Source organism: Aureimonas glaciei, from assembly GCF_014643375.1.
In the GTDB taxonomy this organism is placed as follows: Bacteria; Pseudomonadota; Alphaproteobacteria; order Rhizobiales; family Rhizobiaceae; genus Plantimonas; species Plantimonas glaciei.
In genome coordinates, this window is the sequence record NZ_BMJJ01000007.1 from 176,392 (window position 1) to 197,852 (window position 21,461).

At 66.3% G+C, this 21,461-nt stretch carries 17 protein-coding genes; 9 read left to right on the forward strand and 8 right to left on the reverse strand.

Annotation, left to right across the window (positions count from 1 at the left end):
- Positions 1-132 precede the first annotated feature (132 nt).
- From topA to rpmG, 6 genes are all read left to right on the forward strand, one after another.
- Positions 133-2,910 carry a type I DNA topoisomerase gene (gene topA, locus IEX88_RS15355; protein WP_188852228.1) on the forward strand — a complete coding sequence of 926 codons (2,778 nt, stop codon included), beginning with the start codon at positions 133-135 and terminating at the stop codon, positions 2,908-2,910.
- Between the two features lie 5 nt (positions 2,911-2,915).
- Positions 2,916-5,189: a ribonuclease R gene (gene rnr / locus IEX88_RS15360; RefSeq protein WP_188852232.1), complete on the forward strand. Its 2,274-nt coding sequence runs from the start codon at positions 2,916-2,918 to the stop codon at positions 5,187-5,189.
- The gene (locus tag IEX88_RS15365) at positions 5,186-5,617 is read left to right on the forward strand and encodes a DUF983 domain-containing protein (RefSeq protein ID WP_188852234.1); all 432 of its coding nucleotides are present in this window, start codon (positions 5,186-5,188) and stop codon (positions 5,615-5,617) included. Before rnr ends, IEX88_RS15365 begins: the two co-directional genes overlap by 4 nt.
- Before the next feature lie 3 nt (positions 5,618-5,620).
- Positions 5,621-6,361 carry an NUDIX hydrolase gene (locus tag IEX88_RS15370; RefSeq protein WP_188852236.1) on the forward strand — a complete coding sequence of 247 codons (741 nt, stop codon included), beginning with the start codon at positions 5,621-5,623 and terminating at the stop codon, positions 6,359-6,361.
- Between the two features lie 5 nt (positions 6,362-6,366).
- On the forward strand, positions 6,367-7,566 hold the full coding sequence (locus tag IEX88_RS15375) for an MFS transporter (protein ID WP_188852239.1): 1,200 nt from the start codon (positions 6,367-6,369) through the stop codon (positions 7,564-7,566).
- 216 nt (positions 7,567-7,782) lie between these two features.
- Positions 7,783-7,950, forward strand: a complete 168-nt coding sequence (gene rpmG, locus IEX88_RS15380) for a 50S ribosomal protein L33 (RefSeq protein ID WP_188852241.1) — start codon at positions 7,783-7,785, stop codon at positions 7,948-7,950.
- Positions 7,951-8,411: 461 nt separating this feature from the next.
- On the opposite strand, the gene IEX88_RS15385 is transcribed toward rpmG, so the two are convergent.
- The gene (locus IEX88_RS15385; protein ID WP_188852243.1) at positions 8,412-9,779 is read right to left on the reverse strand and encodes a PleD family two-component system response regulator; all 1,368 of its coding nucleotides are present in this window, start codon (positions 9,777-9,779) and stop codon (positions 8,412-8,414) included.
- An 8-nt stretch (positions 9,780-9,787) separates the two neighbouring features.
- Entirely contained in the window at positions 9,788-10,159 is a 372-nt protein-coding gene (locus IEX88_RS15390) for a response regulator (RefSeq protein WP_188852245.1), read from the reverse strand.
- A 128-nt stretch (positions 10,160-10,287) separates the two neighbouring features.
- On the opposite strand from IEX88_RS15390, the gene IEX88_RS15395 reads away from it, so the two are divergent.
- From IEX88_RS15395 to IEX88_RS15405, 3 genes are read left to right on the forward strand one after another with little or no spacing between them, the layout of a single operon-like run.
- Positions 10,288-10,599 (forward strand): DUF3572 domain-containing protein, encoded by a 312-nt coding sequence (locus IEX88_RS15395; protein WP_188852246.1) that lies wholly within the window; start codon positions 10,288-10,290, stop codon positions 10,597-10,599.
- Positions 10,596-11,252 carry a hypothetical protein gene (locus tag IEX88_RS15400; protein ID WP_188852248.1) on the forward strand — a complete coding sequence of 219 codons (657 nt, stop codon included), beginning with the start codon at positions 10,596-10,598 and terminating at the stop codon, positions 11,250-11,252. Before IEX88_RS15395 ends, IEX88_RS15400 begins: the two co-directional genes overlap by 4 nt.
- 60 nt (positions 11,253-11,312) lie before the next feature.
- Positions 11,313-12,686: a DNA polymerase IV gene (locus IEX88_RS15405; protein WP_188852251.1), complete on the forward strand. Its 1,374-nt coding sequence runs from the start codon at positions 11,313-11,315 to the stop codon at positions 12,684-12,686.
- Between the two features lie 280 nt (positions 12,687-12,966).
- Here the strand turns inward: IEX88_RS15405 and dnaE are convergent, their stop codons facing one another.
- The 6 genes from dnaE to mce form a co-directional block, all read right to left on the reverse strand.
- Positions 12,967-16,455 carry a DNA polymerase III subunit alpha gene (gene dnaE / locus IEX88_RS15410; protein ID WP_188852253.1) on the reverse strand — a complete coding sequence of 1,163 codons (3,489 nt, stop codon included), beginning with the start codon at positions 16,453-16,455 and terminating at the stop codon, positions 12,967-12,969.
- Positions 16,456-16,771: 316 nt separating this feature from the next.
- Entirely contained in the window at positions 16,772-17,467 is a 696-nt protein-coding gene (locus tag IEX88_RS15415; RefSeq protein ID WP_188852255.1) for an ABC transporter ATP-binding protein, read from the reverse strand.
- Positions 17,464-18,771, reverse strand: a complete 1,308-nt coding sequence (locus IEX88_RS15420; RefSeq protein ID WP_188852258.1) for a lipoprotein-releasing ABC transporter permease subunit — start codon at positions 18,769-18,771, stop codon at positions 17,464-17,466. The genes IEX88_RS15415 and IEX88_RS15420 overlap by 4 nt, the downstream gene beginning before the upstream one ends.
- Positions 18,768-20,090: a proline--tRNA ligase gene (proS, locus tag IEX88_RS15425; protein ID WP_188852259.1), complete on the reverse strand. Its 1,323-nt coding sequence runs from the start codon at positions 20,088-20,090 to the stop codon at positions 18,768-18,770. Before proS ends, IEX88_RS15420 begins: the two co-directional genes overlap by 4 nt.
- Before the next feature lie 655 nt (positions 20,091-20,745).
- The gene (locus IEX88_RS15430) at positions 20,746-21,015 is read right to left on the reverse strand and encodes a DUF1467 family protein (RefSeq protein WP_188852261.1); all 270 of its coding nucleotides are present in this window, start codon (positions 21,013-21,015) and stop codon (positions 20,746-20,748) included.
- Complete coding sequence (mce, locus tag IEX88_RS15435; RefSeq protein ID WP_188852263.1) at positions 21,012-21,422, reverse strand: methylmalonyl-CoA epimerase; 411 nt, start codon at positions 21,420-21,422, stop codon at positions 21,012-21,014. The genes IEX88_RS15430 and mce overlap by 4 nt, the downstream gene beginning before the upstream one ends.
- Positions 21,423-21,461: the final 39 nt, after the last annotated feature.

A 21,461-nucleotide genomic window follows, 5' to 3' on the forward strand; every position in this document is an offset into this window, starting at 1 on the left:
CCCGAATGGGTGGACTGCGCCGGGGGTTGACCCCCCGGCTTTGGCTGTCCATGTGTGGGCTTGCTGTGGCGCAGCGAGGTGACCCCCGTCCCGCGAGCCTGCTCCCCGTCATCAAACTCTAGGACCGCCTGCATGGATCTGGTCATCGTCGAGTCGCCGGCAAAAGCGAAGACGATCAACAAGTATCTCGGCTCGAACTTCAAGGTTCTGGCCTCCTATGGCCATGTCCGCGATCTGCCGGCCAAGGATGGCTCGGTGCTGCCCGACGACGACTTCTCGATGAGCTGGGATGTCGACAAGGCCTCGCAGAAGCGGCTGACCGAAATCGCTCAGGCGATGAAGGGAGCCGACAGGCTGATCCTCGCGACGGATCCGGATCGCGAGGGCGAGGCGATTTCCTGGCATGTGCTGGAGGTCCTTCGGCAGAAGAAGGTCATCGGCACCAAGCCGGTCAGCCGCGTCGTCTTCAACGCCATCACCAAGAAGTCCGTGCTCGACGCGATGGCCAATCCCCGGCAGATCGACGAGCCGCTGGTCGACGCCTATCTGGCGCGCCGCGCGCTCGACTATCTCGTCGGCTTCACCCTCTCGCCGGTGCTGTGGCGCAAGCTTCCCGGCACCCGTTCGGCAGGCCGCGTACAGTCGGTGGCGCTGCGCCTCGTCTGCGACCGGGAGTCGGAGATCGAGCGCTTCAAGCCCGAGGAATACTGGAACATCGGCGCGCGGCTCGCGACGCCGCGCGGCGACGAGTTTTCCGCCCGCCTCTCCGTCTTTGACGGCGACAAGATTCAGCGCCTGACCGTCTCCAACGGCGAGCGCGCGGAAACCATCCGCGCCATGCTGGACGGCGCGAGCTTCAAGGTCGCCTCGGTCGAGGCCAAGCCGACCAAGCGCAATCCCGGCCCGCCCTTCACGACCTCCACCCTGCAGCAGGCGGCCTCCGCCAAGCTCGGCTTCTCCGCCTCGCGCACCATGCAGGTCGCGCAGAAGCTCTACGAGGGCATGGACATCGGCGGCGAGACCGTCGGTCTCATCACCTATATGCGGACGGACGGCGTGCAGATCGCGCCGGAAGCCATCGAGGATGCGCGCGCCGCCATCGGCACGACCTTTGGAGCCAAATACGTTCCCGAGAAGCCGCGCATCTACACGAGCAAGGCGAAGAACGCCCAGGAGGCGCACGAGGCAATCCGGCCGACCTCTTTTGCCCGGCTTCCCAAGGACGTCGAGCAGCATCTCGACCGCGACCAGGCGCGGCTCTACGACCTGATCTGGAAGCGCACCATCGCCAGCCAGATGGCGTCTGCCGACATCGAGCGGACCACCGTGGACATCGCGGCCCGCAACGGCGACAAATCGGCGACGCTGCGCGCGACCGGCTCCGTCGTCCGGTTCGACGGCTTTCTCGGCGCCTATGTCGACCATCGCGACGATGGCGTTGTGGCTGTCGAAGGCGACGACGACGATTCGGCCCGCCTGCCGCTGATCGAGGCGAACGAGACGGCCGAGAAGCGGGCGATCGAGGCTTCGCAGCACTTCACCGAGCCACCGCCGCGCTATTCCGAATCCTCGCTGATCAAGAAGATGGAAGAGCTCGGCATTGGCCGACCCTCGACCTACGCCGCGACGCTGCAGACGCTGCAGGACCGCGAATACATCATCAACGAGAACCGCCGCCTGATCCCCGATTCCAAGGGACGGCTGGTGACGGCCTTCCTGCACAACTTCTTCGAGAAATACGTCGAATACGATTTCACCGCCGATCTCGAGCAGCAGCTCGACCGGATCTCGGCCGGCGAACTCGCCTGGAAGGACGTGCTGCGCGAATTCTGGAAGGATTTCTCCGCCCAGGTCGACGGCACCAAAGAGCTGCGCGTCACCGACGTGCTCGACGCGCTGAACATCGAGCTCGCCCCCCTCGCCTTCCCGCCGAAGGAGGACGGCACCGAGCCGCGCGCCTGCCCGCGTTGCGCCAATGGTCAGCTCAGCCTGAAGCTCGGCAAGTTTGGCGCCTTCGTCGGCTGCTCGAATTATCCCGACTGCAACTTCACCCGCCAGCTCGGCAGCAAAATGCAGGCCGAGGGCGCCGGCGATGCCGGCCTGGACGAGCCGAAGGTCATGGGCGACGATCCCGACAGCGGCGAGCCGATCACGCTGCGCTCGGGCCGTTTCGGCCCCTATGTCCAGCGCGGCGAGGGCAAGGAGGCCAAACGCTCGTCCCTGCCCAAGGGCTGGCTGCCGGCGGAGCTCGATTTCGAGAAGGCCCTGCAGCTGATCCGGCTGCCGCGCGAAGTCGGCCTGCATCCGGAAACGGGCAAGCCGATCCTCGCCGGTCTCGGCCGCTATGGGCCTTTCCTGCAGCATGACGGCGCCTACGCCAATCTCGAGACGATCGAGGACGTGTTCACCGTCGGCCTCAACCGGGCGGTGACCGTGATTGCCGAGAAGAAGGATCGCTTTGCCTCCCGCGGCACGCCGGCGGCGCTGGCGACGCTCGGCGAGCATCCCGATTTCGGCGGCCCCATCACCGTGCGCGAAGGCCGCTTCGGCCCCTATGTCAACGTCGCCAAGATCAACGCCACCCTGCCGAAGGGCAAGGATCCGGCGAGCGTGACGCTCGAAGAAGCAATCATCCTCCTCAACGAGCGCGCCGAAAAGGCCGGAAAGACGCCGAAGAAGGCGCCCGCCAAGAAGGCGCCCGCCAAGAAGGTCGCGGCTGAAAAGGGCGCCAAGGCACCCGCCAAGAAGGCGGCGGCCAAGAAGCCCGCGGCGAAGAAGGCCGTCGACGGCGAGACCAAGCCGAGCGCGCGAGCCGTTCCTAAGCCCGCAGCCGCAGCACCGGCCAAGGCCCCGGTCGTGACCACGCTGATCAAGGCCCCGAAGAAAGTCGCCAAGCCGGCGGCAGAGTAGACGGCATGGCGAAGCGCGCAAAACCTTTCGACATCAGCACCGTGCTGACACGGGAGGCGGTGCTGCGCTTCATCGCCGACAATCCGGAGAGCGCCGGCAAGCGCGAGATCGCCAAGGCTTTCGGCGTCAAGGGCGACAGTCGCCTTCTCCTGAAGGACATCCTCGCCGATTTGCAGGCCGAGGGCCTTCTCGCCGGCGGCCGCAAGCAGTTCGTGCGTCCCGGCGCCCTGCCAGAGGTCACCGTGCTGGAAATCCGCCAGCGCGACGACGATGGCGGTCTCCTCGCCGTGCCGCTCGGCTGGGACAATGCGCTCAACGGCGATCGTCCCTCCTTCCTGGTGCGCCAGACGCCCAGCGCCGGCCCCGTCGCGGGCATCGGCGACCGCATCCTGGCCAAGCTCGACCGCAGCGACCCCGATGCCCCGACGGCCTCCGTCGTCCGGCTGCTCGAGCGCAAGAAGACGCTTGCCCTCGGCGTGTTCAGGCCGATGCCCGGCGGTGGCGGCCGCATCGAGCCGGTCGAGCGTCGCCAGCTCGAATACAAGGTGGCGCCGGATGCGACCATGGGCGCCAAGGAAGGCGACCTCGTCGAGGTCGAGCCGTCTGAACGCTCGCGTGTCGGCCTGCCCATCGCGCGCGTCACGACGATCATCGGCTCGCTGCAGACCGAGAAGGCGATCTCTACGATCGCGCTGCACGCCCACGACATCCCGCATGTCTTCCCGCGCTCGGTGCTCGACGCTGCCGAGGCCGCGCCGGACAGCGTCGGCCTGAAGGATCGCGAGGACTGGCGCGACCTGCCGCTCGTCACCATCGATCCGATCGACGCCAAGGACCACGACGACGCCGTGCACGCGCGGCCGGACGTCGATCCGGCCAATCCCGGCGGCATGGTCCTCACCGTCGCGATCGCTGACGTCTCCTGGTACGTCCGCTCGGGTTCGCCGCTCGACACCGAGGCGCGGCTGCGCGGCAATTCGGTGTATTTTCCCGATCGCGTTGTGCCGATGCTCCCCGAGCGGATCTCCAATGATCTCTGCTCGCTGAAGCCGGACGTCGACCGCCCGGCGCTCGCGGTGCGCATGGTTATCTCGGCCGATGGCGAGAAGCGCCGTCACACATTCCACCGCATCCTGATGCGCAGCCATGCCAAGATCGCCTATGCCGAGGCACAGGCAGCCATCGACGGCGAGCCGTCGCCCGTCTCCGCGACGATCCTTGCCGACGTGCTGCGGCCCCTCTGGGACGCCTATGCGCTGCTGAAGGACGCCCGCCATCGGCGCCAGCCGCTGGACCTCGACCTGCCCGAGCGCAAGCTCATCCTCGGGGCCGACGGCAAGGTCGAGCGCGTGATGGTCCCCGAGCGGCTCGATGCGCACAAGCTCATCGAGGAGTTCATGATCCAGGCGAACGTCGCCGCGGCCGAGACGCTCGAAGCCAAGAAGCAGTCGCTGATCTACCGCGCGCACGATGCCCCTTCGCTCGCCAAGCTCGAATCGCTGCGCGATTTCCTGCGCACGCTCGACATCGCCCTCGCCAAATCCGGCGCGCTCCGGCCCTCGCACTTCAACGGCATTCTGTCGCAGGTGCGCGACGGCGAGCATGAGAGCCTTGTCAACGAGGTGGTGCTGCGCTCGCAGAGCCAGGCCGCCTACTCGCCGGACAATATCGGTCATTTCGGTCTGAACCTGATGCGCTACGCGCATTTCACCTCGCCGATCCGGCGCTACGCCGACCTTATCGTCCACCGCGCACTGGTGACGGCGCTGGGGCTCGGCGAAGGCGGCCTCACCCGCGAGGACGAGGAACAGCTGGAAGCCACGGCCGAGCAGATCTCCAAGGCCGAGCGCCGGGCCATGGCCGCCGAGCGCGACACGGTCGACCGGCTCATCGCCCATCATCTGGCCGCCCGCATCGGCGAGGAATTCGACGGACGCATAGCCGGCGTGACAAAGGCTGGGCTTTTTGTTCAGCTTCCGGCCTTTGGCGCGGACGGATTCATCCCCATATCCAGCCTCGGAAACGAGTATTTCAACTATGACGAGGTCAGCCACTCCCTCGTCGGCAGCCGCAGCGGCGGCGGATATCGCCTCGGGGACAGCGTCCTCGTGAAGCTGGTCGAGGCCATTCCTCTGGCGGGCTCGATGCGTTTCGAGATGCTGACGGAACCGCGGCCTCTGCCCGCGTCGTCCGCCTCGTTCCACAAGATGCGCGTGCGCCCCTCCGGCCGTCCCGGCCGGTCCAAGAACGTCGCGGCGAAAGTGAGAAAGAACCGATGACCCTCGAAAACACCGATGTCGCGACCTTCCACGGCGCCGCCGACAAGCCTGCCCGGCCGCTCTGGCGCTCCATCGGGCGGGGTTTCCTCTGCCGTTGCCCGAACTGCGGCGAGGGCAAGCTGTTCCAGGGCTACCTCAAGAGCGTCGACCATTGCGCCGTCTGCCAGGAGGAGTATTTCCACCACCGCGCCGACGACCTGCCGCCCTACCTCACCGTCTTCATCGTCGGCCACATCGTCGTGGGGCTCTACATGGCGATGGAGGAGATTACGCCGGCGTCGCTGCTGGTACAGCTCGCCATCTGGCTGCCCGTCACCCTGGTGATGTCGCTCGCTCTGCTGCGCCCCTTCAAGGGGGCGACGATCGGCCTGCAATGGGCGATGCGCATGCATGGTTTCGGCGGTCTGTCCGACGCAGCGGACCACTAGGCCTTGCCGGACAGCGCGGGTGCGGCAGGCAGCCTGAGTCGCGTCGCCCCGCCATCGGCACGTCGACAACTCATCCGACCGGCGGCCACGCTCATTCTTCTCGACGAGACCGGCGCCTCCCCTCGGATCATGATGGGGCGGCGCTCGCCGAAGCTGGCCTTCATGCCAGGTAAATACGTCTTTCCCGGCGGCCGTATGGAGGCGAGCGATCTTCGTCTCGCCCGGCAATTCCAGCTTCCCGCCGACGTCGAAAACCGTCTCTTGGCGGCTACGCCCGCCAGGTTCGGTGCCCGCCAGGCGGTCGGACTCGCCTTGGCGGCGATCCGCGAGACCTTCGAGGAAGTGGGTGCCATGCTCGGAACACCCGGCGCGCTCGGCGACGGGGATGCCGGGTGGAGCGGCTTCTCGTCCGCCGGCATCGTTCCCGACCCGGCCAGCCTCATGCCGGTGGCCCGTGCCATCACGCCGTCCGGAATGCCCCGGCGGTTCGACACCCGCTTCTTCTGCGTCTCGGCCGACAGGATCGTGTCCACCCTGCCCTTTGCCGAAAGGCCCGATCCCGAATTCGATTCGCTCGGCTGGTTTTCCCTGGATGAGATTGCCGCGCTTGATCTTCCCGCGATAACGCGTCAGGTGCTGTCTGACATCGAGGACAGGCTGCGTGACGGCAGCTGGCGCGACGGTAGCCGGCCCATGCCGTTCTACCGCTTCCTGCGGGGTCGCAGCGTTCGGGAAATGATCTGACCGACATGAACAATCATGAGCCGTCCGAACTCGTCGCCGAGATGAAGCGTGAAGCCGGTGCCATCGACTGGTGGGCGGCGGGCGCCGCGATCGCCTCGATCAGCGCCGTCGGCGTGGCGCTGGGTCTCGGCCTGCCGCTTCTCAGCGTGATCCTGGAGCAGCGCGGCATCTCGCCGACGATGATCGGCGCCAATACCGCCGTCGCCGGTGCCGCATCGCTGCTCGCCGCGCCGCTGGTGACGCCGATCGCCCGGCGCCTCGGCGTGCGGCTGACGATGGCGCTGGCGATCGTCGCCGCCGCCCTCTCGGCGCTCGGCTTCTATTTCTTCGTGCCGTTCTGGACCTGGTTTCCGCTGCGCCTGGTCTTCCATTTCGCCATCACCGCCCTGTTCATCCTGTCGGAGTTCTGGATCAATGCCGCGGCGCCGCCGGGCAAGCGCGGCTTTATCCTCGGCATCTACGCCACCTTCCTGTCGCTCGGCTTCGCCTTGGGGCCCTGGCTGTTCTCGCAGATCGGCTCGCAGGGATTCCTGCCCTTCGGCATCGGCGCCGGCGTCATCCTCGCCGCTCTCGTGCCGCTGATTCTCGCCTGGGACCGCCAGCCCGTGATCGGCACGGCCACGCATGGCGGCTTCTGGCGCTATCTCTATATCGTGCCGACGGCGACGGCGGCCGTGCTGATCTTCGGCGCCGTCGAATCGGGCGGCTTCGCGCTGTTTCCGATCTACGGCCAGATGGTGAACTTCAGCGAGGCGAGCGCGGCGCAGCTCCTCACGGCGATCGGCCTCGGCAACGTGCTGCTGCAGATCCCGATCGGCCTCTACAGCGACCGCGTCAAGGACCGCCGCAAGCTGCTGCTCTTCTTCGCCGTCGTCGGCTGCGTCGGCTCGCTCTGCCTGCCCTACCTCGTCGAGGACTGGTGGCTGATGGCCGGAACGCTGTTCATCTGGGGCGGCGTGGTCGCCGGCCTCTACACGGTCGGCCTCGCCCATCTCGGCGCCAAGCTCGAGACCTCGGAACTGGCCCCGGCGAACGCCGCCTTCATCTTCTGCTACTCGGCCGGCATGCTGATCGGGCCGCAGACGATTGGCGGCGCCCTCGACCTTTTCGGCCCCGACGGCTTCGCCTGGTCGCTGGCCCTGTTCTTTGCCGCCTACCTCGTGCTGACCCTCGTCCGCCTGACGTCCAGCAAAAATCACGCTTGACTTCAGGCCTTGCTCGGCTAGTGTCCGCGGCGAAAGCAGGGTCGGATGCTGCATCCGTCATGCCATGGCGTTGGCGGGTCGTACGCTCCCTCGGGAGGCATCCTGCTTCGGACCAGGCAGGCCGGCCAGTTTCAATTCAATGCCGCAAGCCGCGAGGAACCGTATCCGGGTCGTCGTCTTGCAGAGCTTCACACCGCAAGGCGATGGAATACCGATATGGCGAAGGCTACCACGATCAAGATCAAGCTGCTCAGCACCGCTGACACCGGCACGTTCTACGTCACCACCAAGAACAGCCGGACGATGACCGACAAGATGACCAAGACCAAGTACGACCCGGTCGTGCGCAAGCACGTCGAGTTCAAAGAGACCAAGATCAAGTAAGATCGGTCGCTTCGACCCCGGTCGACGAGATGCAGCGCCGCCCTTCAGGGCGGCGTTTTCGTTTGGGCTGGACTGGCCGCAAGGGACCGCAGGAGCCGCCGCACCCGTCTCACTATCGGTGCATGGCGACTTGATCGGCAGGGAAGGCCCCTGCTGCCAACGTCATCAGGAAGCTCTGGCGGTGACGACAATCGGCTGTGTGGCGGGCGGCGGGTTGGCGACCGGTACCCGGCGGCGGTGCGAGGACACCGTATTGGCCTGGATACCGGTCGCCGGCCCCACGGGACCCAGGAGTTGCGGCGGACCCGAGCACTCCATGGGGTGTCTCTGACGCCGGACATTCCGGCAGTTCACCCTAGGGCAAGGTCCCGCGAATCGCGCGGCTTTGCAATGGCGAGCTCAGTCGCCTCGTGACAATCTTTACGTTTGGTTAATCAGCTTGGGCGGCGCCAGTCTACGGCTCAGGCAGCGAGCGCGACGACCTGATTGCGGCCGTTGCGCTTGGCTTCGTAGAGACCGCGGTCGGCCCGTTTCAGCAGGCTCTCCCAGTCGTCCGTCGCCGGATCGAGGACCGCGATCCCGGCGCTGACGGTGACCAGGATGGCCTCTCCGGCGACGTCGAAGGGCGCGTCCGCGACGAGCGATCGGAGGCGCTCGGCGATGATCTGGGCCGTGCGGCCGTCGGCCTCGGGCATCAGGATGACGAATTCCTCGCCGCCGAACCGGCAGGCGAGGTCGCTGGCCCGAAGGCTGTCCTTCAGCCGGGCCGCGAACTCCTTCAGCACCGCGTCTCCAGCATCATGGCCCCACCCGTCGTTGATGCGCTTGAAATGGTCGATGTCGGCGATGAGGACGGAGAGCGGCTTGGCGTCGGTCCTCGCGCGCTCGATCACCACCGGCAGATGGCTTTCGAGGAACCGTCGGTTGTTCAGCCCGGTCAGCGAATCGGTGACGGCAAGGGCGATGGTTTCGCGCAGCGACTGCCGCAGCCCGTCGTCGTAGCGCTTGCGCTTGATCTGGGTGCGCACCCGCGCCAGCAGCTCGTTGCGGTCGAGGGGGCTGGCGAGATAGTCGTTCGCTCCGAGCTCCAGGGCCTTGGCCGTCCGCACGTCGTCGGCGAAATCGCTGACGAGGAGAATCGGCACCTGCCGCAGAAGGTCGCTCGAGCGGACCTGCGAGCAGAGGCGCAGGCCATCATAACTCGCCGTCGCCAGATTGACGACGAACAGATCGTAGGCTGACGATGCCTCGTCGTGAAGAACGGCAGCCGGCTCCCGCGTCGCTTCCACCACGTGCTCGGTCTTGAGGATTCGCTTGATTCGGCTGGCAAGGCCCGTGTCATCGTCGAAGACCATCAGGCGCCCGGATGGGGCGCGCCCGGCCAGTTCGGCCATCACATCGTGACGCGCGACGAGGCTGGCCGTCGTCTCGGTGCGGATCCGCAGCTCGTCGGTCAGGATTTTCAGACGCACGAGGCTGCGCACGCGGCTGAACAGCTGCAGGTCGCGCACCGGCTTGGTCAGGAAGTCGTCGGCCCCCGCCTCGAGGCCCGCCACCCGGTCGGCCGGTTGGTCGAGCGAGGTGATCAGGACGATCGGCAGGTGACGCGTCCTGGCGTTTCCCTTGAGACGTCGACAGACCTCGTAGCCGTCCATATCCGGCATCATCACGTCGAGCAGCACGAGGTCGATGGTCTCGCGCTCGCAGATCGCGATCGCGTCGGCGCCGCTCGTCGCCGTCAGAACTTCGAAATACTCCGCCGTCAGCCGCGCCTGCATCAGGCGCAGATTGACGTCCATGTCGTCGACGATCAGGATCCGGGCGGTCATGGGTGCTCTCAGGCATCTCCGAGGAAGGACTTGATGGTCTCGATGAACTTGGTGACGGAGATCGGCTTGGAGATGTAGGCCTCGCAACCGCCCTGGCGGATGCGCTCCTCGTCGCCCTTCATGGCGAAGGCCGTCACGGCAATGACGGGAATCTTGTAGAGATCGTTGTCGGCCTTCAGGTTGCGCGTGACCTCGAGCCCCGAAATTTCCGGAAGCTGGATGTCCATCAGGATCAGGTCGGGTCGGTGCTCGCGCGCCAGATCGACGGCTGCCAGGCCGCTGCGGGTCTGAACCGTCCGGTAGCCGTGCGCTTCGATCAAGTCGCGAAACAGCTTCATGTTCAGCTCGTTGTCTTCGACGATCATCACGGTCTTCGGCATTCACCCGTCTCCACTTTCCGACTATGCGACCCGGACAACGGCGAATTCGTCGGCGGATGCATCGAGACATAACCGAATTTGATTTAAGAATTGGGAATCGATCGAACCGAGTGTGAAGGACATTATCCTTGTTGAAAACAGGACGAGGCACTTCGACTGAAGAAGCCGAGGCGGCTGCACTGGAGATCGGGGTGCAGGCATTGACGTTCATTGCCGGCGACCCGGAACAGATGGAGCGCTTTCTGGCCCTGTCGGGGATGGAGGTCGGACAGGTCCGGGCCGCCGCGCGCGACCCGGCCTTCTTCGCCGGTCTTCTCGACTTTCTGCTCGGACACGAGCCGACGCTGCTCGCCTTCGCCGCGCAGGCCGGCCTTTCGCCCGAGTCTGTCGGACAGGCGCGGGACCGGCTGGGCGGCGCCTTCGGGGTGGACCCGTGGTGAGCCGTCCGCTCGTCACCGCCGGGCCCGCCATCGCCGACATCGCCCGGGACCGGTCGGCGCTGCTGGTGCTGGATATCGACGAGGTCGTGCTGCACTTCATCGCGCCCTTCTGCGCCCTTTTGGAAGAGAGCGGCGCGCGGCTCCACGCCGAGAGTTTTCACCTGACCGGCAATGTCCGCTCGATCTCGACCGGGGCGGCGCTCAGCGGCGGCGAACTCGATCAGGTGACGACGCGCCTCTATGCCGAACAGGAGACCCGCCAGCTGCCGGTCGAGGGGGTCGCTGCCGCGCTGCAGCGCCTTTCCGCGGCGGCCGACATCGTCTTTCTTACCGCCATGACCCCGGCCTATTACCCGCAGCGTCGCCGGCTGCTGGATGCTGCTGGGCTCGGTTTCCCCATGATCGCGACCGAGCGGTCGAAGGGCGCGGTGGTCGCGGAGCTCGGCGAGCGCTGGAGCGGGCCGCTGGTGTTTGCCGACGACCTGCCGCCGAACCTCGTTTCGGTCGGGCGCAGCCTGCCGCGGGCGCGCCTCGTGCATCTCATGGCCAACGCGGTGTTTCGCCAGCATTTGCCGCCGCTGCCCGCGGGCGCGGAGGAGGCGCGCAACTGGGCCGAGGCGGAGCCGATCATGGCCCGGCTTCTCGGCGGCTGAAAACGTCCGGCCCGGCATTCGGCGCTTGCGGCCCGGGGCCCCCTGCCCTTAGATCAGGCCATGGCGACGCCCGAGTCCGCTGACCTCCCGCACCCCAGCTTTTGCCGGGACTGCCTCTCCCGGCAGAGCGCCGGCGTGCGCCGCTGTCTGGCCTGCGGCAGCCCACGCGTGCTGCACCATCCCGAGCTCTTTTCGCTCGCCATCGCCCATCTCGACTGCGACGCCTTCTATGCCGCGGTGGAGAAGCGCGATCGCCCGGACCTGGCCGACAAGCCGCTGATCATCGGCGGCGGTCGCCGCGGCGTCGTGACGACGGCCTGCTACATCGCCCGGATCACCGGCGTGCGCTCGGCCATGCCGATGTTCAAGGCGCTGAAACTCTGTCCCGAGGCGGTCATCATCCGCCCGGACATGGCGAAATACGCGGCTGTTGGCAAGGAGGTGCGCGAGCGCATGCGCGCCGTCACGCCGCTGGTCGAGCCGGTGTCGATCGACGAGGCCTTCCTCGATCTTTCCGGCACCGAACGCCTGCACGGCGAGCCGCCAGCGATGACGCTGGCGCGGCTTGCCACTTCGATCGAGCGGGACTTGCGCATCTCCGTCTCGATCGGCTTGTCGCACAACCGGTTCCTCGCCAAGATCGCCTCCGATCTCGACAAGCCGCGCGGCTTTTCCGTCATCGGCCAGGCCGAGACGCTGGATTTCCTCAGGGACAAGAAAATCACGCTTCTTTCCGGCGTCGGCCAGGCGACCGAGGCGGCGCTGGCGCGCGACGGGCTGCGGCTGATCGGCCAGCTGCAGGGCATGGACGAGACGGCGCTGATGCGCCGCTACGGCGTCATGGGCCAGCGGCTGTCGCGCCTCTCGCGCGGCATCGATCCGCGTCCGGTCGAGCCGCACAGCGAGATGAAGAGCATCTCGGCCGAAACCACCTTCAACGACGACCTCTGGCGCCGCGAGGAGCTGATTCCGATCCTGCGCACGCTCTCGGAAAAGGTCGCTCGACGCCTGAAGGCGACGGATCTTGCCGCCGCCACGGTGGTGCTGAAGCTGAAGACCCAGGACTTCAAGATCCGCACCCGCAGCCGCAAGCTGCTGCGGCCGACGCGCCTTGCCGACCGGATCTTCGAGGCCGGGCGGCAGCTGATCGAGGCCGAACTGGACGGGACGCGCTTTCGCCTCATCGGCATCGGCTGCCATGATTTCTCCGCCGCCGCGCTGGCCGACCCGGCCGATCTCGTCGACCCCCTGGCGGAAAAACGCGCCAAGGCGGAAGCCGCACTCGACCGGCTGCGCGACAAGTTCGGCAACGCCGCGATCGAGACCGGCTACACCTTTCGCGCCAAGCCGATCGACGCGCCCGACTCGTCCCTGCGCAAGCTGGAAGAGACGCCAGAACGTCAGTCTCCCGAATCGCTTAAGCCGGTTCGCTGAGAGAGTGATTCATGGCGCTCAGTCGGTCAGGGTGCAGGAAGCGTTCAGCAGGGGCCATCGAGCGATCGACGCGCCCGACGCGTCGCTGCGCAGGCTTGCCGGGGCAACGGAACGTCAGCGGCCCGAACGGTTTAGGACGGTGCGCTGACAAGGCGATTCCGGCGCCCGGCGCCCCGACGCGATCAGCGGGGAAGACCGACGTGACCGCTCGCGATTGCCGACGCGCGCCGGCCCCCATCGGCGTGACAGCCCCCTGCCCGCCGGTCGGAGCCGCAGCCCTTTATGTCAGCTCCACCTCGAGCACACCGGGCGCCGCCTTGATCGCGCTCGCCATCTGCGGCGACACCCGGTAGCGGCCGGGCAGCGAGATCTCGATCTCGCGCTCGCCCCCGGACTGGATCAGCACGAAGGAAACCTCCGCGTCGCCGGCGTCGCGCAGCTGGTTGCGGAACACTTTCAGCGGGCCGGCGTCGCGCATGAAGACGCGCAGCGCCTTCTGGTTGCGCACCGCCTCGTCCTCCAGCGACTGCACGCCCTGCACCCGCAGCGAAATGCCCTCGGGCCGCTCCTCGGCGCCGACCATCAGGATCACCGATGAACCCGGCTCCAGCAGTTCGCGGAACTGCGTCAGCGCCTCGGTGAACAGCACCACCTCGTACTGGCCGCTCGGATCCGACAAAGCGATGATGCCGAGCTTGCCGCCGCTCTTGGTCTTGCGCTCCTGGCGCGAGGTGACCGTGCCGGCGAGCCTGCCGGCACTCGCCCCGCGCTTCACGCTCGCCACCACCTCAGCATGGGTCTGGACCCTTAGCCGCTTCAGCGTGTCCTTATATTCGTCGAGGGGATGCGCCGAAAGGTAGAAGCCGATCGCCTGGAATTCGCGCATCAGCTTCTCCGTCGACGTCCAGCCCGGCGCGTCGTTGAGATGCAGCCGCTCGGGCTCGCCGGAGGCGGCGCCGAACATGTCGTTCTGGCCGGAGATGCGTGCCTCGTGCAGACGCAGGGCATAGCCCGACAGGATGTCGAGATTGGCCGAGAGCTGCGCCCGGTCGTAGCCGAAACAGTCGAAGGCGCCGGCGGCGATGAGGTTTTCGAGCGTGCGCTTGTTGACGATCTTCGGATCGATGCGGGCACAGAAATCCTCCAGCGTCGCATAGCCCTTGGTGCCGCGCTGTTCCACGATGTGCTCGACCGCCTGTTCGCCGACGCCCTTGATCGCCGCCAGCGAATAGAAGATGCGGTTCTCCTCGACCTCGAAGGCGCGGTGCGAAGTCTGCACCGAGGGCGGCACCACGGCGATGCCGAGGCGCGTCGCATCGAGGCGGAAATCGTTCAGCTTGTCGGTATTGCCGATATCGAGCGTCATCGACGCCGCCAGGAACTCGGTCGGGTAGTTCGCCTTGAGATAGGCCGTCTGATAGGCGACCAGCGCATAGGCGGCGGCATGACTCTTGTTGAAGCCGTAGTCCGCGAATTTCGCCAGGAGGTCGAAGATCATGTTCGCCTGGGGCTTGGTCAGGTCGTTCTTCAGCGCGCCCTCGACGAAGCGCACGCGCTGCTGGTCCATCTCCGCGCGGATCTTCTTGCCCATGGCGCGCCGCAGGAGATCAGCCTCGCCGAGCGAATAGCCCGACAGGATCTGGGCGATCTGCATCACCTGTTCCTGGTAGATGATGACCCCTTGAGTCTCCTTCAGCACCACCTCGATCATCGGGTGGATGTAGTCGGCCTTTTCCTCTCCGTGCTTGCGGGCGTTGTAGGTCGGGATGTTCTCCATCGGGCCCGGACGGTACAGCGCGACGAGGGCGATGATGTCCTCGAAGCGGTCGGGGCGCATGCCGATCAGCGCCTTGCGCATGCCGATCGATTCCACCTGGAACACGCCGACGGTCTCGCCGCGCGTCAGCATGTCGTAGCTCTTCTTGTCGTCGAGCGGCAGGCTGCCGAGATCGATGTCGATGCCGCGCCGCGCGATCAGGTCGACCGCCGTCTTCAGCGTGGTCAGCGTCTTCAGGCCGAGAAAGTCGAACTTGACGAGGCCCGCCTGTTCGACCCACTTCATGTTGTACTGCGTCACCGGCATGTCGGAGCGCGGGTCGCGGTACATCGGCACCAGCTGCGACAGAGGCCGGTCGCCGATGACGATGCCGGCGGCGTGCGTCGAGGCGTGGCGGTAGAGGCCCTCGAGCTTCAGCGCGATGGTGATCAGCCGGTCGACGATCTCCTCCTTCTCGCGCTCCTCCTGCAGCCGCGGCTCCTCGACGAGGGCCTGCGCCAGCGTCACCGGATTGGCGGGGTTGGCCGGCACCATCTTGCAGAGCTTGTCGACATGGCCGTAGGACATTTCCAGCACGCGGCCGACGTCGCGCAGGCAGGCGCGCGCCTGCAGCGTGCCGAAGGTGATGATCTGGCCGACCTGCTCGCGGCCGTATTTGTCCTGGACGTAGCGGATGACCTCGATGCGCCTGTCCTGGCAGAAGTCGATGTCGAAATCCGGCATCGAGACGCGGTCGGGATTGAGGAATCGCTCAAACAGCAGCGAGAAGCGCAAGGGATCGAGATCGGTGATGGTCAGGGAGTAGGCGACGAGCGAGCCGGCGCCCGAACCACGGCCGGGCCCGACCGGAATGCCCTGGACCTTGGCCCATTTGATGAAGTCGGCGACGATCAGGAAGTAGCCGGGAAACTTCATCCGCTCGATGACGTCGAGCTCGAAGGCGAGGCGCGCGCGGTAGACCTCGACGGTCTGGCCCTCGCAGGGACCATGCGCGGCGAGACGCGCCTCCAGCCCCTCCTCCGCCTGGCGGCGAAGCTCGAGCACTTCCGCCACCTCGGCCTCGGCCGCGTCGACGTCGGCGCCGGCAAAACGGGGCAGGATCGGCTTGCGCGTGCGCGGGCGGAAGGCGCAGCGCCGCGCCACCTCGATCGTGTTCTCCAGCGCTTCCGGCAGGTCGGCGAAAAGAACCGCCATTTCCGCCTGCGACTTCAGATAGTGGTCGCGCGTCAGCCGCCGGCGATCCTCGTGGCTGACGAGACGGTTGCTCGCCACCGCGATCAGGGCGTCGTGGGCGTCGAAATCCTCGGGGACGTAGAAGAAGGGCTCGTTGGTGGCGACCAGCGGCAGTTCCAGTTCGTAGGCCAGCACGATGGTCTCGCTCTCGATGCGGCGGCCGCGCTGGCCGTGGCGCTGGAGCTCGACATAGAGACTATCGCCGAAGATGCCCCGCAGTGTTTCCAGGCGCTGGCGCGCGATCGCCCCGCGACCGGCCTGGATCGCGGCGCCGATCGGACCGAGCGGCCCGCCGGTGAGCGCGATGATTCCCTCCGAGCGGGTCCGCAGCCAGTCGAGCAGGACATGCGGCCGGACATTGCCATCATGTTCGAGATAGGCGAGCGAGACGATTTCGACGAGATTGGCATAGCCCTTCTCGGTCGCGGCGATGAAGACCATGGGCGCATGCGGCTCGGGCGCGTTGCGTTCGCGCTGCGAAACGCCCGCCTCCGGATCGGCGTCGCCGAAGTCGACTTCCAGCTGGCAGCCGGTGATCGGCTGGATGCCGGCCTTGGCCGCCTTCTCGGAGAATTCAAGCGCGCCGAAGAGATTGCCGGTGTCGGCGATGCCGATGGCCGGCATGCCGTCGGCCTTGGCGTGCTTGACGATCTGGTCGATGCGCAGCGCGCCTTCCAGAAGCGAAAAGGCGCTGTGGCAGCGCAGATGCACGAACTTCAGTGCCGGCGCCGCTGCGTCCGGCTTGGTGGCGCCCGCCATGCCGTTCTCCCCTGTCGCTGATGTGGCCGCACTCTCCTCCGGGCGGCCCGTCCTGTCGAGTTCGGCCAAGCGAACTCAACAGGAAATCGGACGTCAGATCGAGTGAATGACCAAAGCGAAGCTGGTGACGAACATGGCGACGGCGGCGAGCGAGGCGAGGTCCTTGACGAGATACAGCATGTCTTCGTTCCCTGTCTGTTCCTATGTTTCTGTTTTGTTCCTTTTTCGGAGAAAGGTCAAGCGCGATCGAACCCGCAGCGCTCTTGGCTCTGCGGGTTCGATGAAATCTGGTTAATGGCGCGGGGTCGGTCGGCTTTCAGCCGATGAGGTAGGGCACGATCTTGCCGGCCTCGAGCGTGATCACCCGGTCCATGCGCCCGGCGAGCTCGTGGTTGTGGGTGGCGATGAGGGCGGCGACGCCCGACTGCCGGACCAGGGCCGTCAGCGCGTCGAAGACGTAGCCGGCGGTGGTCGGGTCGAGATTGCCGGTCGGCTCATCCGCCAGGAGAACATGCGGGCTGTTGGCGACGGCTCTTGCGATGGCGACGCGCTGCTGCTCGCCGCCCGAAAGCTCGGCCGGACGGTGCGCGGCACGCGGGCCGATCCGCATGTAGTCGAGCAATTGCCGCGACCGCTCGGCCGCCTCCTTGTGCTCGAGGCCGGCGATCATCTGCGGCAGCATGACGTTTTCCAGCGCCGAGAACTCGGGCAGGAGATGGTGGAACTGGTAGACGAAGCCGATCGACTGGCGCCGCATCAGCGTGCGCCGCTGGTCGTCGAGGCTGCCGCAGGCCTCGCCGTCGATATAGACCTCGCCGGCGTTCGGCTTCTCCAGAAGCCCGGCGATGTGCAGGAGTGTCGACTTGCCCGCGCCGGACGGCGCGACGAGCGCCACCATCTCGCCGGGAAAGATCTCGAAGTCGGCGCCGTCGAGAATGGTCAGTCGCTCCTCGCCCTGGGCGAAGAAGCGCTCGACCTTGTCGAGGCGGAGGGAATGGGTGGGAACGGTCATTCGTAGCGCAGAGCCTCGACGGGATCGAGTGTCGACGCCTTCCACGAAGGGAAGATCGTCGCGAGGAAGGAGAGGCCGAGCGCCATGGCGGTCACCAGAACGACCTCGCTGACGTCGATCTCCGCCGGCAGCCGGCTGAGGAAGTAGAATTCCGGATCGAACAGGCTCCGTCCCGAAATCCAGGAAAAGAACTGCCGGATGTTCTCGATGTTCAGGCAGAACAGGACGCCGAGGAGGAGCCCCGCCAGCGTGCCGGCGGTGCCAATCGAGGCGCCGGTGATGAAGAACACCCGCATCACCGAGCCGCGCGTCGCACCCATGGTGCGCAGGATGGCGATGTCGCGCCCCTTGTCCTTCACCAGCATGAACAGGCCGGAGATGATGTTCAGCGCGGCAACGAGGACGATCAGCGTCAGGATGATGAACATGACGTTGCGCTCGACCTGCAGGGCCGAGAAGAAGGACTGGTTGTCCTGCTGCCAGGTCGACGTGTAGTTCGGCCGCCCGGCCGCCTGCTCGATGGACGGCTGCAGGTCGCGGACGGCATCGGGACGGTCGGCAAAAATCTCGATCGACTGCGCCTGATTCTCGGCGTTGAAGAACAGCTGCGCCTCGGCGAAGGGCATGTAGATGTAGGCCGCATCGAAATCGGAGAGGCCGATCTCGAAAATCGCGGTAATCGGATAGGATTTTACCCGCGGCACGGTGCCGAGAGGCGTCGTGTCGCCCTCGGGCGCGATGAGAGTGATGCTGTCGCCGAGCGCGAGGCCCAGGGTCTGCGCCAGGCGGCTGCCGACGGCCACGCCCCCGGACGTGTCGAATTCGCCGATGGTGCCGAGGATGATGTTCGAGGCGACCGGTTTCAGCTTCAACAGGTCGGCGCCGCGCACGCCCTTGACCAGCGCGAAGGAGCGCGCCTCGCCCTTGCCGCTGACCAGCGCCTGCCCCTGCACCAGCGGCATGGCGTTGGTCACGCCGGGAACCTTGACGATCCGCTGGGTGACGGCGTCGAAATCTGTGAGCGGCGTGTCCATGGCGCGCATGACGACATGGCCGTTGACGCCGAGGATGCGCGTCAGGAGTTCGGTGCGAAAGCCGTTCATCACCGACATCACGATGATGAGGGCGGCCACGCCGAGGAGAATGCCGACGAAGGAGAAGCCGGCGATGACCGAGACGCCGGCATCGCGGCGGCGCGAGCGCAGATAGCGCCCGGCGATCATCCACTCGAAGCGCGAAAACGGCTTCGTCCCGGGCACGGGCGGCGGCGTGACGGCGGCCTGAGCCGGCTCCGTGGCGCTCATGCGGACAGTCGCCCGACGATCTCGGCGAGCGGCACCGCTGTGCGCTCGCCCGTGGCGCGGTTCTTCAGCTCGGCCTCGCCGCTCTTGGCGCCGCGCGGCCCGACGATCACCTGCATCGGCAGGCCGATCAGGTCCATGGTGGCGAACTTGGCGCCGGCGCGCGTGTCCTCGTCGTCGTAGAGCACGTCCTGGCCTGCGGCTGTCAGCCCGGCATAGATCGCCTCGCAGGCCGCGTCGCAGTCGGCATCGCCCGGCTTCATGTTGATCAGCCCGACATCGAAGGGCGCGACCGACTTTGGCCAGATGATGCCGGCCTCGTCATGCGAGGCCTCGATGATCGCGGCGACCAGGCGGCTCGGCCCGATGCCGTAGCTGCCCATGAACACCGGCGTATCCTTGCCGTCCGGCCCGGTGACGACGGCGTTCATCGGCTCGGAATATTTCGTGCCGAAATGGAAGATGTGGCCGACCTCGATGCCGCGGGCGGCGATGCGGTCGGCCTCCGGCAGGGCATCGAACGTTCCCGCCTCGTGCATGTCCTCGGTCGCGGCATAGGGCGTCGTCCAGGTCTCAACGACCTTGGCGAGGCCCGCGGCGTCGTTGAAATCGACCCCCTCGCCCGGCGTCTCCATCTCGAGATAGTCGCGGTGCAGGAACACGCCGCTCTCGCCAGTCGAGGCGAGGATCAGGAATTCGTGGCTAAGCTCGCCGCCGATCGGGCCGGTATCGGCCCGCATCGGGATGGCCTTCACGCCGAGACGCTGGAAAGTCCGGAGATAGGCGACGAACATCCGGTCGTAAGCGGTCTTGGAGGATTCGTAGTCGATGTCGAAGGAATAGGCGTCCTTCATCAGGAACTCTCTGGAGCGCAAGACGCCGAAGCGGGGCCGCACCTCGTCGCGGAACTTCCACTGGATGTGGTAGAGGTTCAGCGGCAGGTCCTTGTAGGACCGGACCGAGGACCGGAAGATGTCGGTGACCATTTCCTCGTTGGTCGGGCCGAACAGCATGTCGCGGCCGTGCCGATCCTCGATCCGCAGCATCTCCTTGCCGTAGTCGTCATAGCGTCCGCTTTCGCGCCAGAGGTCGGCCGATTGGATGGTCGGCATCAGGATCTCGTTGGCGCCGGCGCGGTTCTGTTCCTCGCGAATGATCGCGCAGACCTTGTCGAGAACGCGCTTGCCGAGCGGCAGGAAGGAATAGGAGCCCGCCGCCTGCTGGCGGATCATGCCGGCGCGCAGCATCAGCCGGTGCGAGACGATCTCCGCCTCTTTCGGGGTTTCCTTGAGAATCGGCAGGAAGAAACGCGACATGCGCATGCTGGACCGCACTTTCAGGGCTTCGGCCGGCCTGCAGCCTTTTGCGGGCGGGCGGCAAGGCCGGTTCGGGAATCGTACAACTCTCGGCCTGTCCTGGGACGGATGCGTTCCCGCCCGGCAGGCCCTGCTGCGGTCTTAGACGTTTGCCCTGGCCTTGAAAAGGGATGCCACGCATGCCTGAGATTTGAGCGCGCCATGCCATTTATCGCAGCGCAGCATCAGAAATTTGTCACAATCCTGATATTTTCCGTGACAATGAGCAGCGCAGAGGTTAGCGTTCCAGACATAAACACGGGTGTCCTTAAGACATTCGCATCGCGGTCTAGTCTCGGGAGGACGTGGTTTTCGGCGCACTTCGGTCGCGGCCCCGGACAATGTATCCGGTTTGAAAACCCAGATCTGCAATCTGAAAATGCAAGACTTCGGTCTTGCATTTTTTTTGTGCATTTTTCCCGCGGCATTCTGGCGGACGGCGGTTTGGACGGCGCAATCAGGAGCCGAGGCGAAGGCCCGTCCGCCTCGCCGCCGACTATTCTGGTATCTGACCGGAATACGCCGGACCGCCTCGCTCTTCCGGCCGCGCCGGTCGCGTCCCGGTCTGCGGGCACTGCCACGGCCGTTTTACGGACGACCGGGGCCGTCCCTCACACAGCCTTCAGCGGATCCCCGGCAGAAAATTGGGAAAGCTGTTGAGGCCGACGCCGAGGATCTCCGTCACGACGTAGTAGGCGCCGATCACCAGCAGCGAGATGCCCGTCGTCCACGACCAGATCCACAGCGGGCGAAACCGCGTCGGCGCGCTGGGATCGGTGCCGAGCACGACATGGTCGTCATCGCTCTGCGAGCGCATGCCGATGGGCAGGACGATGAAGAGCACCGTCCACCAGATGAGGAAATAGAGGGCGAGGAGGGTGATCCAGTTCATGGGCTTACTTCCTCCAGTTCGATCAGCGTGCCGAACATGTCGCCAGGGTGGATGAAGATCACGGGGCGGCCGTGGGCGCCGATCTTCGGTGTGCCGTCGCCAAGGATGCGCGCGCCCGACTCGACCAGCCGGGCGGTCGCGGCAGGAAGGTCGGTCACCTCGTAGCAGATGTGGTGCATCCCGCCTTTTGGGCTCTTGGCGAGGAAGGCGGCGATCGGCGATGCCGGCCCGAGCGCCTCGAGCAATTCGATCTTGGTGTTGGGCAGTTCCACGAAGACGACCGTCACGCCGTGTTCGGGGAGCATCAGCGGCACCGAAACCGTCGCCCCCAAAGTCTTCTCATAGCTGCGGATCGCCGCGGCGAGGTCGGGAACCGCCAGGGCGACGTGGTTGAGACGACCGAGCATTGCACCCTCCCCTTGACGCCAGGATCACGTCGTCGACGA

Excerpts from the sequence above, each read along its gene's own strand:
- proS (WP_188852259.1), bottom strand. The coding sequence starts at position 20,090 with ATGCGCATGTCGCGTTTCTTCCTGCCGATTCTCAAGGAAACCCCGAAA.
- IEX88_RS15415 (WP_188852255.1), bottom strand. The coding sequence starts at position 17,467 with ATGACCGTTCCCACCCATTCCCTCCGCCTCGACAAGGTCGAGCGCTTC.
- IEX88_RS15420 (WP_188852258.1), bottom strand. The coding sequence starts at position 18,771 with ATGAGCGCCACGGAGCCGGCTCAGGCCGCCGTCACGCCGCCGCCCGTG.
- IEX88_RS15390 (WP_188852245.1), bottom strand. The coding sequence starts at position 10,159 with ATGCCGAAGACCGTGATGATCGTCGAAGACAACGAGCTGAACATGAAG.
- IEX88_RS15430 (WP_188852261.1), bottom strand. The coding sequence starts at position 21,015 with ATGAACTGGATCACCCTCCTCGCCCTCTATTTCCTCATCTGGTGGACG.
- topA (WP_188852228.1), top strand. The coding sequence starts at position 133 with ATGGATCTGGTCATCGTCGAGTCGCCGGCAAAAGCGAAGACGATCAAC.
- rnr (WP_188852232.1), top strand. The coding sequence starts at position 2,916 with ATGGCGAAGCGCGCAAAACCTTTCGACATCAGCACCGTGCTGACACGG.
- dnaE (WP_188852253.1), bottom strand. The coding sequence starts at position 16,455 with ATGGCGGGCGCCACCAAGCCGGACGCAGCGGCGCCGGCACTGAAGTTC.
- IEX88_RS15375 (WP_188852239.1), top strand. The coding sequence starts at position 6,367 with ATGAACAATCATGAGCCGTCCGAACTCGTCGCCGAGATGAAGCGTGAA.
- IEX88_RS15385 (WP_188852243.1), bottom strand. The coding sequence starts at position 9,779 with ATGACCGCCCGGATCCTGATCGTCGACGACATGGACGTCAATCTGCGC.
- mce (WP_188852263.1), bottom strand. The coding sequence starts at position 21,422 with ATGCTCGGTCGTCTCAACCACGTCGCCCTGGCGGTTCCCGACCTCGCC.
- IEX88_RS15405 (WP_188852251.1), top strand. The coding sequence starts at position 11,313 with ATGGCGACGCCCGAGTCCGCTGACCTCCCGCACCCCAGCTTTTGCCGG.
- IEX88_RS15365 (WP_188852234.1), top strand. The coding sequence starts at position 5,186 with ATGACCCTCGAAAACACCGATGTCGCGACCTTCCACGGCGCCGCCGAC.
- rpmG (WP_188852241.1), top strand. The coding sequence starts at position 7,783 with ATGGCGAAGGCTACCACGATCAAGATCAAGCTGCTCAGCACCGCTGAC.